The sequence below is a fragment of the Butyrivibrio sp. YAB3001 genome, assembly GCF_900112195.1.
Lineage (GTDB): Bacteria > Bacillota > Clostridia > Lachnospirales > Lachnospiraceae > Butyrivibrio.
Map to the genome: position 1 here is coordinate 69,483 of NZ_FOKR01000007.1, position 16,486 is coordinate 85,968.

At 39.2% G+C, this 16,486-nt stretch carries 15 protein-coding genes and 1 other annotated feature; of the genes, 2 read left to right on the top strand and 13 right to left on the bottom strand.

The window, feature by feature from the left end:
• Positions 1–40: 40 nt before the first annotated feature.
• From BM086_RS09315 to BM086_RS20870, 4 genes are all read right to left on the bottom strand, one after another.
• The gene (locus tag BM086_RS09315; protein ID WP_092325755.1) at positions 41–1,009 is read right to left on the bottom strand and encodes a DNA/RNA non-specific endonuclease; all 969 of its coding nucleotides are present in this window, start codon (positions 1,007–1,009) and stop codon (positions 41–43) included.
• 25 nt (positions 1,010–1,034) lie between these two features.
• Positions 1,035–1,319: a hypothetical protein gene (locus BM086_RS09320; RefSeq protein WP_092325756.1), complete on the bottom strand. Its 285-nt coding sequence runs from the start codon at positions 1,317–1,319 to the stop codon at positions 1,035–1,037.
• A 107-nt stretch (positions 1,320–1,426) separates the two neighbouring features.
• The gene (locus tag BM086_RS09325; protein ID WP_175560183.1) at positions 1,427–1,687 is read right to left on the bottom strand and encodes a hypothetical protein; all 261 of its coding nucleotides are present in this window, start codon (positions 1,685–1,687) and stop codon (positions 1,427–1,429) included.
• The gene (locus BM086_RS20870; RefSeq protein ID WP_175560184.1) at positions 1,659–1,829 is read right to left on the bottom strand and encodes a hypothetical protein; all 171 of its coding nucleotides are present in this window, start codon (positions 1,827–1,829) and stop codon (positions 1,659–1,661) included. Before BM086_RS20870 ends, BM086_RS09325 begins: the two co-directional genes overlap by 29 nt.
• A 431-nt stretch (positions 1,830–2,260) precedes the next feature.
• On the opposite strand from BM086_RS20870, the gene BM086_RS09330 reads away from it, so the two are divergent.
• The gene (locus BM086_RS09330) at positions 2,261–3,745 is read left to right on the top strand and encodes a hypothetical protein (protein ID WP_092325758.1); all 1,485 of its coding nucleotides are present in this window, start codon (positions 2,261–2,263) and stop codon (positions 3,743–3,745) included.
• Positions 3,746–3,976: 231 nt separating this feature from the next.
• Positions 3,977–4,224, bottom strand: a binding site (T-box leader).
• 144 nt (positions 4,225–4,368) lie between these two features.
• Complete coding sequence (locus tag BM086_RS09335) at positions 4,369–5,295, top strand: DMT family transporter (protein WP_092325759.1); 927 nt, start codon at positions 4,369–4,371, stop codon at positions 5,293–5,295.
• Between the two features lie 104 nt (positions 5,296–5,399).
• On the opposite strand, the gene BM086_RS09340 is transcribed toward BM086_RS09335, so the two are convergent.
• The 9 genes from BM086_RS09340 to BM086_RS09375 form a co-directional block, all read right to left on the bottom strand.
• Complete coding sequence (locus BM086_RS09340) at positions 5,400–6,836, bottom strand: family 43 glycosylhydrolase (protein ID WP_092325760.1); 1,437 nt, start codon at positions 6,834–6,836, stop codon at positions 5,400–5,402.
• An 84-nt stretch (positions 6,837–6,920) separates the two neighbouring features.
• On the bottom strand, positions 6,921–7,505 hold the full coding sequence (locus tag BM086_RS09345; protein ID WP_092325761.1) for an SOS response-associated peptidase: 585 nt from the start codon (positions 7,503–7,505) through the stop codon (positions 6,921–6,923).
• A 68-nt stretch (positions 7,506–7,573) separates the two neighbouring features.
• Positions 7,574–8,323: an alpha/beta hydrolase gene (locus tag BM086_RS09350; RefSeq protein ID WP_242952161.1), complete on the bottom strand. Its 750-nt coding sequence runs from the start codon at positions 8,321–8,323 to the stop codon at positions 7,574–7,576.
• A 232-nt stretch (positions 8,324–8,555) separates the two neighbouring features.
• Complete coding sequence (locus tag BM086_RS20875) at positions 8,556–8,732, bottom strand: hypothetical protein (protein ID WP_175560185.1); 177 nt, start codon at positions 8,730–8,732, stop codon at positions 8,556–8,558.
• A gap of 51 nt (positions 8,733–8,783) precedes the next feature.
• A complete protein-coding gene (locus BM086_RS09355; protein ID WP_092325763.1) occupies positions 8,784–10,646 on the bottom strand; it encodes an AAA family ATPase in 1,863 nt (620 codons plus the stop codon).
• Positions 10,647–10,864: 218 nt separating this feature from the next.
• Positions 10,865–13,066, bottom strand: coding sequence for an EAL domain-containing protein (locus tag BM086_RS09360; RefSeq protein WP_092325764.1), 2,202 nt, complete (start codon positions 13,064–13,066; stop codon positions 10,865–10,867).
• A gap of 226 nt (positions 13,067–13,292) precedes the next feature.
• Positions 13,293–14,624 carry a 6-phosphofructokinase gene (locus tag BM086_RS09365; RefSeq protein ID WP_092325765.1) on the bottom strand — a complete coding sequence of 444 codons (1,332 nt, stop codon included), beginning with the start codon at positions 14,622–14,624 and terminating at the stop codon, positions 13,293–13,295.
• A gap of 428 nt (positions 14,625–15,052) precedes the next feature.
• Positions 15,053–16,093: an ATP-binding protein gene (locus BM086_RS09370; protein ID WP_092325766.1), complete on the bottom strand. Its 1,041-nt coding sequence runs from the start codon at positions 16,091–16,093 to the stop codon at positions 15,053–15,055.
• Positions 16,094–16,200: 107 nt separating this feature from the next.
• Positions 16,201–16,461: a hypothetical protein gene (locus BM086_RS09375; RefSeq protein ID WP_092325767.1), complete on the bottom strand. Its 261-nt coding sequence runs from the start codon at positions 16,459–16,461 to the stop codon at positions 16,201–16,203.
• Positions 16,462–16,486 lie beyond the last annotated feature (25 nt).

Here is a 16,486-nt window from a genome sequence, read left to right on the forward strand (position 1 = left end):
CGTCTTCACAGAACTGCTTTGCTATCCTCAGATTCATAAGTCAGGGATTGCATCTTTTGCAAGGATCATACCCCTGTTGTATTAGCGCAGCCCTTGTACCTTCATAATACATTTTATTCTTTTCTTTCATATCTTTCACGCTGTCGCAGGAAGGATTATGAAATTTCTTGGAATTCTTGTTAACAACATATGTTGTTCCAGCAGGAACAGTAGTATCACTCTGCGCAGGAGCAGATCTGTCTACAGATGTTCCGATATTATCGCCTGTAACTACAAATTCATCTGCACTTACACTCTTCTTATAGTTCGGATCTGCCTTGTTACTGCCATTGGTATAATTGATGATTACTCCTGGCTGCACGTTGTAGCAGTATACGTTAAAAGAAATCCCTTTTCCCTTATCCTCTACCGAATAGCCTTCTATCTGAACACCGCTGCAAAGAAGGTTTTTGTCTTCAAACACAGGAATAACTCTGTACATTACATGGTTGCCAGTGCTGCGAACATAATCAGCAACCTCATTTTCATAAGGCAGCATGCCTTCTACATTCATGTAGCGAGTGCCTGTAATTAGATTCTGCTCATTAGCATTCTCTCCTGTAAGCTGAAATCCAATCATGTGGCATCTGTTATAGAGATACGGAGGATCTGAATCTACCAGGCCAGGGTACTTGTTCTGTTTCCATCCGGTAGGCTTTACCATGCTGATTGACTGACGTTCCTTAGTAGGCATAAGGTCTTTTCCAAGACAAGCCATTGCAAGTGTACAGCGCCCTTTATCATCCAAATCACCATAATACTCATAGGAATTTGTTGTGATTTCATCAGCTGTAAACTCCGGTACATTCTCATTTAACTCCACTGAAGCGCTACCGCTATATGAGGGGATTTCTTCCTCTGCATGAGTCTTAACATTGCAGAACAAAAAAGAAGACATCCCTAAAGAAAGCGCCAACAGTAGAGCAAATATTGTATTTGCAAAACCAACCTTTCCCAAGCATGTCCTCATATTTGTATCCTCTTTATAATGAAAACTAAAACTCATCATCAAAAAAATCGGGATCAAAGCCCGCTTCCTCAATAACTTCTCTTCGTTCATGTGCATCCATAAATTCTATATCATCAAGGAGTTCCTCTTCCTCATCAGTTTTCAGCTCATCCTCACCATGTATTTTATCATATAAAATCCTATCATATGCCATTCTGGAGCTCTCTTCCAAAAAATCTAAATCTCCATCGTGGTCACGATCCCAGTTCTCTGCTCCACCATCTGTATGTTCCATTCCAAAATAATGATATTTATCATATGAAATACCCATAATTTATTGCTCCTTCACACTTTCTTCAAGTGAACCTTCTTCCTTTAATTTAAACTTTTCATAAACCATAATAACAACATTTACAGCAATCAAGGCTCTTTTATTCATTATTTTTTCCCTGATTTATTCACGTGATATATAACCCAATATGCAGAGTTCCCGCCATTTGTCATTCTAAATGCCTCTTCCTTCATCTGCCTGTACAACTCCGGATTCTTCTTTTTAACTGCCGAACAACTCAGATCAAATCTTAAAAAACCTGCTATTATTTCGATGGTCTTTACAAAGCACCAACCTAAAAATAGTATAGGTGCAAAACAAATGGCTAAAAAGATCATATCATCTTCCTCTTTCTTCTTTTGCTTCATCCTTCTTAAGCAAAAGAGCTCCTAAGCCAAGCAATGCAGCTACAGAACCTAACAAAGCAATCTTTCCGGTTGCAATTACAACACCAATACATACTACAGCCAAAACCAACACAATAAATGTTTCTAATTTGATATTTTTCATACCTTCTCCATTTCTGTAAGAACTATGTCTTACAAAAATAGAATAATACACGCCGGATTTGGGTTATAGGCTAATAACAGAAAGATAAACACTCTTAATTTACATTTTTTCGCACCAAAATGGTACTTAGACGTTATTTCAAATGCCATATCTCTCCGTTTGGCATCTGCATTATATCCCCAGGAAGAATCTCTAAAACATCTCCGGTAAGATTCCTGACAATAGTTTCCTCCCAATACTTATAAATAAACTCTCGGAATCTCTAAGCCAGTAACAATGCGGCTTTCAGATTCTTTTTTTATTAAAATCCCCCACTTTTTTATCAAAAAACACTTGACATTTTCCTCCAAAAATGCGGCGCTTCGCGCCCTTGTTAACAAGAAAATGTCGTTACGGCGCGACGTAAGTTTTTTTGATTGGAGGGCGATTTTATGTTACCTGTTAATTGTGGCAGTCATACTGACTACCAAACCTTTGTTGTTGATAATCTTCGCAAATATTACCCTAATCCTGACTCTATATCACAAAATACCTGGGATATCATTGACCGTTTTTGGAATCTTGATCTTTCCTACACCGCCCAAAGCATGATCGATAAGTATTCTAAATTTGATCATGCTCCTAGAACTCCTTCCTGCATGCAACGTTCTTATCTTCTTAGCATTGACTTCAAAGTTAATTCTATTACCGAATGGGTTTCTCAATTGAAGCTCAATCCACTCTATGCCTTTCTCAGCGGTTTTGAAGTAGGTGATACTCCAGGAATTGGAACTTTCTATGATTTCTTTTCCAGACTGTGGGATTCGGATGATAATAACCCGTCTTCCCATCTGCATAAATTAAAATCTACTGTAAAAAAGCCAGTTAAAAAGGGTTCTAAAGCCAAACCCATTGATAAAGTTACTGTAGAAGAACTCTTTAAGCATCTCGAAGGAACTACGTTCTCAATCAAGGATCAGCCTTATGGCTCTCTCTTTGAACTCTTTAAGAAAGAATTTCTGGAAAAATCTGTTCAGAAAGGCCTGATAAACAATTCTCATCTGTCTATTGCCGGCGATGGGACTCCTGTTGTTACCTCAGCAAGAGAGCGCAAGCATCGTGTCTGTGACTGCGCAGAAAAAGGCATTACTGACTGTGATTGTGAAAGGTACTTTTCTCAGCCTGATTGTGACATCGGATGGGATTCATCCAGAGATTGCTTCTATCACGGATATGACCTTTATATGATGGTTGCGTCAGACTCAGAAAGTGATCTTCCTGTATTCCCGCTCTTTAATCCCGCATCAATGCATGATTCCCATGGCTTTCTTCATTCCTTCTTCAGGATGAAATCATTTCTCCCAGATTATAACGTCCGTAAACTATTGCTGGATTCTGCTCATGATGCCATGCCTTACTATGAATACTGTAAAAAGGAACACATAACTCCTTTTATTGATCTAAATGAAAAGCGTGGCATAAAGGTTCAATACAAGAATGATTTCACTATTGGAAAAGATGGTGTTCCTGTCTGCAGGGCAGGAAGAAAAATGAACCATGATGGTGTTGAAAGATCCAAATACCGCATTAAATTCAGGTGTCCCTTAGCAAGCAGAAAACATGAATGTTCCTGTGATGAACCATGCTCGAACTCTAAATATGGACGTTCTGTCCATTTGGCAATGAAAGATAACCCACGCCTTATAAACATACCTCCAAGAGATAGCGAAGAATGGAAAACCGAGTATAATGCAAGAACCTCTGTAGAACGCTCAAACAAGCGTGAGAAAATAGACTTCATGCTAGAAAGCGGCAGACACCGCTCAACAAAGATGTGGTACTGCCGCCTCTATCACATCCTCATGTTACAACATTTGGATGCATGGGATCTGCCTTACGAATCCGCCATGAGAAAGTTGGTTTGTAATGTAGCATGATCTCGTAAATATCATACAGCATTCTCAGGCATAGGAACAGTGCTATGTCTATTTGTCATACTCATCTTTAGCATCTTGGGTAATATTTACTTGTCAAAGTTCAATTGCCAGAGTTTAGCTAGCATGATCACTCAAGATTCCGAGAGATCATAAATCAGAATGTCATTCAAATGTGCATCATTAGCGAAACTCTTTTCAAAACGAAAAAACGTCCCGGACAGAATTTCTTCTGTCAAGGACGAATAATAATCTTATCCGCGGTGCCACCTTGCATTCATAGCTTACACTACGCTCTCTACAGGATACCAACATATCCCTGACTGCTTACGGGAGTCTTCCGTCACAGAATACTCTGTTCCTATGAACATTTAACTGTGCCCTCAGCGGTCCATTTGACAATCTGTTTCTTATCCGGCTCTCACCACCCCGGACTCTCTGTGAAGGCATAAAAGCCTTTATCTCCGCTTCATCGGTTTAAATTATTAACTTGATAAAAATTTTACGGTCTCAAGAGCAACTTGTCAACCACTTTTATTTCAAAGAGATTTCAAAGATGCAATAAAAAAATTGAAAACAATCTTAAAATATGCTATATATTTCTTCTGTTAAGGAGTAGTAATTCGATGAAAAACAACTTAAAAGGAATTATATATACGCTACTTGGGGCAACATGCTGGGGTTTATCCGGATCAATGGGGCAATACCTGTTCACCGTACAGCAGATGGATAGTAAATGGTTGGTGCCGATAAGACTTGGTCTTGCTGGCATTCTTATCCTCTTATATTGCCTCATCAAACATCCGGACCCTGTATTTAAGCCCTGGAAATCAGCTAAGCTTGCCAAATGGATACTCATATACGGAATCGCCGGAGTGAGCACATGCCAGTTCCTGTATTTTCTTACGATCGAGCTTTCAAATGCTGCAATGGGAACAATACTGCAGGATCTTGCTCCAATATTTATACTGGCTTTTACTTGCATAACTGCAAAGAGATTACCAAGATCATTTGAGATCATATCCATTCTTTTAGCAATATCCGGAGTCTTCCTATTAACAACGCATGGTGATTTTAGGCATATCTCACTACCTCTTCCAGCTCTTGTCGCAGGTATCGGTAGTGCATTCTGTGTAATGGTCTACAATGTGCTCGCTCCAAAGATTACTGCTATTGTTCCCGTCATAGTAGCTCAGGGCTGGTCTTTTTTACTCGGAGGTATTTTCTTGGGAATAGCTTTTAGAAGCTGGAAAATTCACTATGTTCCAAATCTTATGGGTACATTGGGAATACTCTTTGTAGTCGTTATCGGCAATATTTGTGCCTTTACTTTATACATAAGCGGCGTATCAAAGATTGGACCTCAAAAGGCAATTCTTTATAGTTTTGCTGAACCAATAACCGCTGCCCTCATCTCAACATTTGTCTTAAAAAGTGCCTTCACCATCTATGACGCAATAGGTTTCGGGCTCATCTTTATGATGTTATTCTTCATTACCTTTGGTTCAAAAGATAATAATTCAGATCAAAAGACCGTGGATAATGCCGCATGAGCATTTCCACAGTCTTTCATTAAATACATAAACAATCATTATTTTTTCTAATCATTCTCTATCTTCTTTCTTAGTACACAGACACTGTACACTCATACCTACAGTCACCTGTCAAAAGTAAATCTGTCAAAACTAAAGCTTTCTTCTACGTCTTCCGCCAAAAACTCAAAATACACTGCATGCTTTCCAACAATGCCAGTAGTAAGTGGTGCTACCATCTCCTTGCTATCACCAATAAAGGAAAGATCAGCTACAACACGGCCTCTGTAAGAATCAATTCGAACCTTCACTATTACTTTCTTTGCAGCTTCAAGGCAAACAGTAACTGTTTTAGGAGTATTCTCTCCAAACTGAACATAACGGAATCCGACCGTTGTACCATCCGTGATATCAACAACAGGTGTCGAGATATCTTCCTTTTGTTCATAACAAGGTCTTATATAAGCACGTTTTTTGCTTCCAAAAATATGGCATGAATACCCTGCTGAAATCCATGAATAGGCATCAAGTCCATTTATCTGAGCTCCCTGCGAAGTCATTTCAACCGGTTTTGATGAAACAGGCTCGCCATTTAAGTACTTTATATCTCCGATATACAGCTTCCCATCCATACCAAATGCAACATCAACAGGCTCTATCATTGCCTGTCTCGAGTATTCGTTTAAACCTGTCTGACGGTGGTAAAATACATACCACATGCCATCAACTTCCATAATTGAGCCGTGATTATTGCCCCACTGGTAAGTCATAGTACCTACACCTTCGGAGTCATGCAAAATTTCCCCTCCATTAAAGCTTATATCTCCACCATCATGAAACGGTCCAAATGGAGAATCACTGAACCTATAGGAAAGAAAACCATTATTCGGCGTAAAAACACCAAGCTCAGGCACTGGTTTTTCGTATCTCTTGGAGTAAATATAGACGTATTTACCATGTACCTTTCTCGGGCTTGAAGCTTCAAAGAAACCATCTATAAGCGATATATGGCCATCATCAACCGGATTCCATGGACAGGTAGAATGCCCCAATGGGTTCTCAACAAGCGTACCTTCCTTTATAGTTGCCATGTCATCTTTAAGTTCAGCTATATAGCAAGGTGCCGCACAGCCACCCCAGTATGCATAGACTTTATCGTCATCATCAACAAGAATACCAGGATCAAAACCAAGCTTTGTCGGAACTGGATTCTCAAATGGTCCCCAGGGAGTCTTTGAACTTGCAACCACGATAAGGCTTCCACAGCATTCTGCAGCATACATGTAATAAGTATCACCACGCTTTACAACATCAGGCGCATACAAAACAGAGTCATAATGTGTCTCATAGGCTACACCATGGCAATGCCAGTCAGCAAGATCATTCACGGGAGCCGACCACACAACGTAGTTTCTGCCACAGTATTTATCTCTTTCAATATCGTGTGACCCATATACATACACTCGCTTTTCTCCATCATGCTCGAACACCCTAGGTTCTCCATCCGGAACATGCTCCCAAAGTGGCATATATGGATTTGCACCTTTTATATATGTCTTCATAAATTCCCTCCATCAGTCTTATTTTTCCTTGGTTTATTCAAGTGATGTGTCAGTTCTTTTGTCATCCTGCCGTATTATTCTATTTCAAAACAGACTAAGCTGTTCATAATCACTGTGCCTATCCAGCTCCGGCATAGGCTCTGTTACCATTTTCATCGCTGCAGATGGATCTTTGAGATACTCCCTGATATTACCTCTATCTATCATTACAGGCATTCTGTCGTGAACAGGCTTCATTGAATCATTTGCCACAGTTGTAAGTATCACAAAAGAGTCCCTGTTCTCACTCAAATCATAAAATCCAGCGAGATAAATAGGCTTATCATCAGTTCTTTTAAACATGAACTTTGTCTTACGTGCATCCCACTCATAAAAACCCGCTGCAGGGAGGATGCATCTTCTATTCATAATACTCTCAGCAAACATCGATTTTTCTGTTACTGATTCAGCTCTGGCATTTATAATGAGCTTTTTATTTCTGGATGTTATGCCCCAGAATAGATCTGACAGCACAAAATCTTTATTGGTACTTTTATTCCATATAATCCCTGGAGTTATCATCCCAGGAGTGATATCTCCTGCCCTGGTAACAAATGCTCCCCTGGAAAGATTTAAGTCATCCTCTACTTCATATGCAGTTTTGTCGCTGAAATAGTATCTACCGCACAAGTCTCACTCACCCTCCTGATTCCATGGACTTATATCATACTCAGCCCAATCTTTATCATCATTACTCACTACCAATTGCAATACTTATTCTTAAGCCATGTGCAAGCAAGATCAATCCACACCTCACACGAAGGAACATTTTCTTTTTCTGAAGGTCCTTCTGTTAGATGGTTAGCCAACGAAAGTCCGTGACCACCTTCACAGAAAACATGAAGTTCCGTGTTGATGTTTTGCTTTTTTAGAGCCAAAGCAAATAGAAGAGAATTCTCTACAGGTACGGATTCATCTGTATATGTTGCCCAGATGAAGGTGGCAGGGACATTATCGTTCACTGCATTTTCAAGCGACATTTTTTCTTTAAGTTCATTAAGCTCATCTCCGAGAAGATTTACAAAAGAATCCTTGTGCGCATATTCTCCGGAAGTAATAACGGGATAGCTAAGTATTAGGCCATTAGGTCTTAGCATCTCTTTACATGAAGCGGTATTATTTATCATGAGTTTTTCTGTTAGGAAGTCATCATGCCAAAAGCATGCGAAACTAGCCGCCAGATGCCCGCCTGCTGAAGAACCTTGTATAATAATAGCATCACTATCAATGTACCATTCATCAGCATGTTTTCTTACTATCAAAACTGACCTTGCCAGCTCAATAAGTGCAGTAGGATAATGCGCTGGGAAACACGAGTATCTCAGAACCGCAACATGAAATCCCTTTGCCAGAAAAGAAAGTGCTAATGGTTCCGCTTCCCTGTCGGAAGTATATCTATACCCTCCACCAGGACATACAATAACCAACGGCCTTTTCTTAATTTTCATTTTCGGAGATGAAGTCTCCTGTATATATACTGTTAGGCTACTTTCTTCAAGTGAACCTTCTTCCTTTAATTCATATTTTTCATAAATCATAAATCTTATTCCTTTTCAAACAACAGACTGCTTCCTTCGAGTAAACTACTTCTTTTAGGTGTATATATGATCAAAAGCAGCTCTATTTATTTTTTTAGTATAACAAATGATTGTTGACAAAACCAACATTAAAGGAGCTACTTTAAAAGGATATTTTCCGGATTCTGATATTATCTTCGTTATAATACGCAAAATGGCAGAGAAATACCTCTGCCATTTCAAAGCCAGAACGAACTGATTGCCAAAGTGTGCCTCCCACATTTGAGCAATCACCGATTACATATGTCTTTGGAATGATATCCTTTAATCCATCTACCACAGTAACATCTTTACCTGCAAGTAAGTTTTCATTAGGTTCTGATAGAAATTACTATCTCGTCTTGATCAAAACATGCTTCCCGGAAAAAGCCATTCCAAATTTTATAATGTCAGTTATTCCGTCATCACGCATTTCAGTCTCATAATTCTTATCGTCAATCTGCTCCAAAGCCTTTTCTGCAAGTTTATCTAACGCTTTGTCATCAAGGTCATTATCCCATTTGACCTCAATAATAATTCCTGGGAGTTCCTTCTTTTTTGGAAACATGCTGACATCATATCTTCCGTCGCCGGATTCACGATTGGATCTTATTTTGTATTGATTATCCATTAATACGATAAGACCAAGAAACAGACCATGATAGAAGCCCTCCGCACCTGCATCGTAAAAACTCATGGACTTCATCATATATTCACTGATTGCTTTTTGAAGCTTCGCTGTATCATTAGAATATAAACTCTCTGCTATTTTATTGGCAGTCGCATTGGTGATTGCACCTACTTCCATCAAATACGACAGGATCTCGGTCTTGTATACAGCGGCTATTTCCTTATTCGGTATAGCAACTTCACAGAGAAAACTTCCATCATCCTGCAATGTTTTCTTATTTGCTTTCAAATAGCCTGCTACCATAAGAAGACTATATATGTTTGCCGGATCATCCGTAAGAACGCGGTATACCGTGTTCTGCTCGATTTTGGCGATAACTATTTCCCCCTGTAAAAGAGAATATAATTTTTCGACAATATCTTCTGATGCAATCCTAATTACATCTGCAATAATTTCGTTTCTTCCGGTATTAACCCAATATGCCTGGGGCAGACATTGATTTGCAACATAATTGATCACCGACCACGGATTATATATTTCTTCGTTGCCAAAACGATATCCGTCATACCATTCTTTTAACTCTTCCTTCTTATCCAGAACGCCATAATATGATAATAATTGTTTTATTTCAGGATAAGTAAACCCAAAGAAATTATCATATTTCTCATTTAAGATGGTATTTACAGAAAGATTATTTAACCCACTGAAGATGCTTTCCTGCGCAATTCTGAGGATACCAGTAAGAAATCCATATGACAGATTCTTGTTATCCTTAAAACCGCCGGAAAAGAAATTTCGCATAAATCCTATAATTTCATCATAGAAATTCTGCGAATAACCTTCCTGAATGGGAGTATCATATTCATCTATGATAATAATAGGCTTTACCCCATGATGGAAATATAACATTCTTGAAAGATTCTCTAACGCTGATGAAAGATCCACTTCTGTAGGATTGCCATTTATAACCTTTTTATAATATTCTTTTTCGAAAGCTGGTAGTTTAGGACTGTTTTCAAGTTCACTATGCCTTCCAAACTCAATACGCAATAGTGCTGCAATCTTAGACAATGTAGCTTCCCACGATTCATACTTAACATCCTTAAAAGTCAAGAAAATAACAGGATACTTTCCTTGATGCTTTGTATACTTTTCACCGCATTTCCAAATCGCTTTATCTTTGAAATAAGCACTTGTATCTTGATCCGACAACTCAAAAAACACCCTAAGCATATCCATATTCAGGGTTTTTCCAAATCTCCTTGGTCTCGTAAACAATGATACCATCGGCTTGTTATCAAGAAATTCTTTAATTAGGAGAGTTTTATCAACATAATAGTATTCAGATTGGGCGCGCACATACTCTGATATACCTACAGGAAGAGATTTCTTATCTTCTCGTGATGTAATCTTTATATATTTCCCAGTCACAATACGACCATCGACCGGTCTTTTGGCATCATCAGGTATTTGCCACTGTTTGCCAACTTTCATAGCCCCCTGGATTTTACCTGTTTTACACATATTGACTATAGTGCGTTCAGCAATTCCCCACTCAGCAGCTAACTCTTTGCATGTTTTCATAGCACACTCCTGTTCCGCATTAATTACGTATATTATAAGAAGAATTCCGCAAATTATCAATATGCAATCGATAATTTGCGGAATACTTTCAGGTGTTTTGCTTTCCCTATTGCACTTCTAGCATACAGAAAACAATTATGAAAACAAAAATGAAGGACTCAGCAATGCTGCAGCCCTCATATCAATTGACAGAAAAACGCCATTTCATATCGCTATCTTCAAGAATCCCATACCTTTTCAAACTCACCCACTGGCATCGGCTTGTAGAAATAGTACCCCTGCATCTCCCGGCAACCTCTTTCTTTTAAGAAATCAGCCTGAGCTTTGGTCTCAACACCTTCCGCAATCATCTTCATTCCAAGCAGTTCTACCAGTTTTATTACCTGAGTGATTATGATTCGCCCCTTTTCCATGTCACCGGCTCCTGTAAGGAAATGGAGATCCATCTTAATACGATCAACAGGAACTTCTTTAAGCATATGAAGTGATGAATATCCACTACCAAAATCATCCATTTCTACCTGGAAGCCATACTCCCGAAGTTCAGAAGTAGTTTTGATCAGATAGTCGGTTTTTTCAACGTATGCCGTTTCTGTTATTTCAATCCTAAGTTGGTCAGGATTAATATCATATTTTTGAATAAGGTCATAGAAAATACCTACTATATTACGGTCTTCTCTTATATCTGAACGTGAAAGATTCACTGAAACAGATCGGCGTTTTCCTTCCTGATTCCATCTATGAAGGTCCTGACACACTTTATCCCATACGAAGCTATCCAGATCAAAAATCAATCCTGTTTCTTCTAATACAGGGATAAAAACCCCAGGAGAAATCCAGCCACGTGTTGCGTGTTTCCAACGGCAAAGGGCTTCTGCTCCACTAATTATACCCGTCACGTAATCCACCTGTGGCTGATACCATACTTGTATTTCATCTGCCTGAAGAGCCGCTTGCAAATGCCCGCTTATATCAAGTATCTGCTTGCCTTTTTCCCACTGTTCAGGGTTGTAAAACTCATATCCTGTCTTTAATGTTTCCCTTACTTTCTTCTCAGCCATTCTGGCATAATCAAGCATCCTGTCGACATCAATATTTTTGCAATCTTCTGAAGTAATCGCATAAACACCTGTGCAGATTTGAAGCTGGATTTCTTTACCTCTATCTATAAAGTAATTTTTCAGAGGCTCGAATACCTCTTTTTCATCTCTGCTCATCTGCTCCAAATCTGTAAACTTACGAAGTACTGCAAATCTGTCCCCTGTGATTCGTCCCATTGCTTCCTCATCAGAGAAAGTTGCAGTTGACCTCTGAACGAAGAAACGCAGAAGTTCATCCCCGGTTTCTCTGCCCATACTTTCATTTATGAACTTAAAATTCTTGATATTACTGAATGAAATAAGATACTGATTCTCCGGATGTGTAAGAAGCAGTTCCTCTACACGCTTTTTAAAGCCTTCCAGATTCAACACTCCGGTAAGCGGATCCCGTTCTTTAAGCTCACGTATCTTTTCTTCCTGTTTCCTATGCATTGCCCTCTGCTTGTGTACAATGCCTATAATGAACAGAACAAAGAACAAAGTTCCAGCAATCAGAATAAATCTATACTCATAGACGTAATCCCAAAAATCAAATTGATACAGACGTCTTGATGTATAATCCAGGACAATCGCCTGCTTACGAGTATCACTAAGCTTCTCAATTCCAGAATTCAGCCTATCTACAAGTTCTTTTCCTTCAGGTGTATCCAGTGTCCCTGCCCGAAAATCCATTGAAAACATGGTAGTTGGCTGTACCTTCAGATCAGAATAAGATGGCTTCTGTAAAACATAACTCCACACATATGAATTATGCATAAGCGCATCTACTTCACCATATCTGAGAGCCTTAACACATTCCGACATCGAATCATAAAGAGTAATAGTAATTCCGGGATATAGTTGCTTTACAGTTTCTGCACCTCCCGCAAGGGAACTGAGCATTCCAATATGTATTTCATTAATAGCCGGAATCTGCTTATTGTCCTTAGTCACCATAGTAAATGGTGTCTGAATAAGATTTTCTGTAACTATAGACTCCTTCCCAGACGAACTCTTTATAGCGCTGCCAAAGGGCATGATGATATCATATTCCTGATTATCAAGTGCTTCTTTATTTGTTTTTTCTGTAATAACCTTAAAAGACGCACTATAACCAGCTTCTTCCGCTGCAGCGCGCATAAGATCAACGCCTATTCCCACTGTTTCTTTTGTATCAGGATCCAGATAGAACACAGGGCATCTGTCTGAAGGGACACCAATTACCAAAACATCCGTGCCCTCATTTCCTGTTTCAGCCCCAGACGTTATTCCCCAAAACACAAGCGTGAATATGCATACAAAAAAGACTGTATAAAACTTAATATTCTTCATCACTGTCATGCAGTGCACCATCCTTCAATAAATTCAGAAACAAGAACGTATGTCGCTCGCGCGAGTGCACATCCATAGCGGAGCGTTTTTTATTTCATAGGAATGCGGAGCAATTTCTATGAAATAAAAAAGAGCATGGAGATAGAGTATATCCCCATGCACGTTCATTATATCATTATTTGCCATTATAAATGTGCGTTTTATAACATTTTTATAAATGCCGAAAAGGGCTATTTTATGCGTTTTTTTGCAGATTTCTGCCACAGTATTTATCTCTTTCGATATCGTGTGACCCATATACGTACACTCGATTTTCTCCATCGTGTTCGAATACCCTTGGTTCTCCCAAATAAATATGCTGTGGAAGGCCTCCCACAAAGATAGGGGTAAGCTCTGCCTGGATCAGAGGATGCGCATATTCAATGAACTCCTGCTTCATCTGGGTGTGGTCTTCACTGACCCACTCAAGAGGAACTTTTTTCTCAAGATTAGCTATATCTGATATAGGGTGAAGCTCAGTTGTGCACTGGTAAGGTGAGTTAGATACCCTCTTTAAAGCAACCATTTCTCCGGTGTGACCTTCAAAGGCAGCCTTAACAGCAGCTCCTCCAACCTGATAAGCCTCAGTTATGTCAGTACGGCTTGTGAGGTGTCCTGCACAGCGCTGGAGAGTTGAAAGCTCAATGCATCTTGTCTTGGTATCAAGATTTCTTGCTATGACATTAGCCAAAAATCTTGATGTACCGGTAAGGGCCTTATGTCCGAAGGCATCAACCGTATGAACATCATCTGACAGTTCGCATACATATCTACCATCCTCGAGCTTAACGCCTTCTGAAACAGCAATAACAATGCTGCTCTTCTTCTCCTGCATTTTGCGGACCTTCTCTACAAATCTGTCCACATTAAATGGAACCTCCGGAAGGCAGATCATATCAACGCCCTCGCAGTCATAATCCTTAGCCAGCGCAGCAGCCGCTGTAAGCCATCCGGCATTCCGTCCCATTATCTCAACGACAGTCACGTATTTGGTGCCATAAACAGTTGCATCTCTTATAATCTCTTTCATGACTACGCCTATGTACTTGGCTGCAGATCCATAGCCAGGAGTATGATCTGTCACTGTAAGATCATTATCAATAGTCTTTGGAACTCCGATGAATCGTATATCACTTCCCACCTTTTCTCCATAGGCAGCAAGCTTACCAATAGTATCCATGCTGTCATTTCCACCAATATAAAAGAAATATCCGATGTCAAGGTCGCCAAGTATCTTCATGATCTTCTCATAATCTTCCCCTGCTCCCTCAGCTGAAAGCTCCGGAAGCTTATATCGGCAGCTCCCAAGGTAGCTTGACGGAGTCCTTTTAAGAAGCTCAATATCAATTGGTTTCTCGAAGACTTCTGTAAGATCAACATATCTTCCCTCTAATAATCCCTGGATTCCATTGCACATACCGTATACATGCTCTGCTCCACGACTGACCGCAGCCTCATATACCCCGGCAAGACTTGAATTGATGACTGCTGTCGGTCCGCCCGACTGACCCACTATCGCATTCTTCATACGTCTTTTCCCTCCTTGTGATTTGCGTCTTCCGAACAATGTTTTGTAATTATCACCTAATTGAATCGTAGCACGTGGAGTATATTCATTGTAAGCCCTTACATTTTTACTTTTATTGAAAATATTGAACCATGAATCTCACAGAATAATTATGTCTAGGTTGAAAATATAATCCTCCGCTTACTCAGAATATCCAGAACGCCATAATATGATAATAATTGTTTTACTTCAGGATATGTAAACCCAAAGAAATTATCATATTTCTCATCTAAGATGGTATTTACAGAAAGATTATTTAACCCACTGAAGATACTTTCCTTGATGCTTTGTATACTTTTCACCGCATTTCCAAATCACTTTATCTTTGAAATAAGCACTTGTATCTTGATCCGACAACTCAAAAAAAGACATCCCTAAAGAAAGCAATATCAGAGCATCGTCATCTTTACGAACTCTTCAAATCTTGGTAAAGCGAGCCGCACAATTCCATGACTGGTACCATCTACAATGCCTTTTTTAACCAACCTGTCTCTTTGTACAGAAAAAACCTTATCTGTAGAACCAGTCTTGGCAATAATATCCCTTGTTTTCATCTCTCCTTTTTCTGCAAGAAGCGTTATTATCTCCTTCTCTTTTTCAGAAAGATCATCCCAGACTTTCTCATAACAATAACCTGCCATTTTTTCGTCAAAAAACGGAATTGCCTCTTCTAAAGAGCAATCCTTATCCCACATGATATAGCCAAGTACCTGGAATGCATAAGAATATCCCTTCGTGAAGGCAGCCATCTTAAGAGCTTCTTTCTCACTACACTGGAAAGTCTGCATATACTGATTCTTCATGCCGATAAGGCTGAGCGGTCCAATATTCACTTTTTCTGCGCGCAAAAGAAATGAACAACGTTTATCCCTCTGAAGATTGTAAATATTTTCGTACAAACCTGTCATAAGCAGATAAAGCTGCATTCTCCTCCCAATAAGATCCTGAAATGCACATGCAAAACTTATAACGTCTTTGCTCTTGGTTACGTCATCTATAGTAATCAGAATTCGCATTCCCTTATCATTAACAATCTTCACCATTTTCTCAATAGCAATCTGAATATCAGAAATCGGTGGATTCTTTTTTATGTTTAATCCAATTCCAAACTTGGACAGATTTAAAGAAGCCTCCACAAAGTATTTCTGGAGCTTCGCATCCTCATATAGTCCTGCAGCAAGCATCTCCAGCAGGTTTCGACCAGAATTCAAAGAGACAACAACCCAATCTTTATCTTCCCTGAAATCATTGGATATTGTCGATAAAAGTACTGTTTTCCCAATCCCTCTTACTCCCATAATGCAATAGCAGTTGCTTGATGGAGATATGCTGTTGAAGGTTTCTGCTATTTTAGAATATGCGTCTGCACGTTCTACATATCTGTCTGGTTCTTTACCAAAACTAAGACAAAAAGGATTATTCTTTGACATAAATCACTCCTGTAAATCTGTGTTAGCATTTTTTAGCTGTGTTAGTTTGTGTTAGATTTTAATAATCGTGTTAGATTGCGTTAGATTTCGTCATTATTTTATCCCGTTTAACATTTTTTGTCTATATATCTTATCCGCCCACAATCTCTGGCACAACGAAGTAACCCCTCAAATACTTCACTAAAAATAACTCCATGTTTTCTAGCCTTGCTGCAATCCATCCAAAGATTGTGAAGTGGGGCGATTTCCTCAACACAAAGATCCAATCCAAGCGCTTTTGAAAAATCACTTGTCACTTCAAACATGCTCTTATTGGTTTCACTGCCGAAGTTATAAATGCCACCAGGTAGTGCAATAACCTTCTCCATGTTTTCAGCAACTTCTTTAACGTAT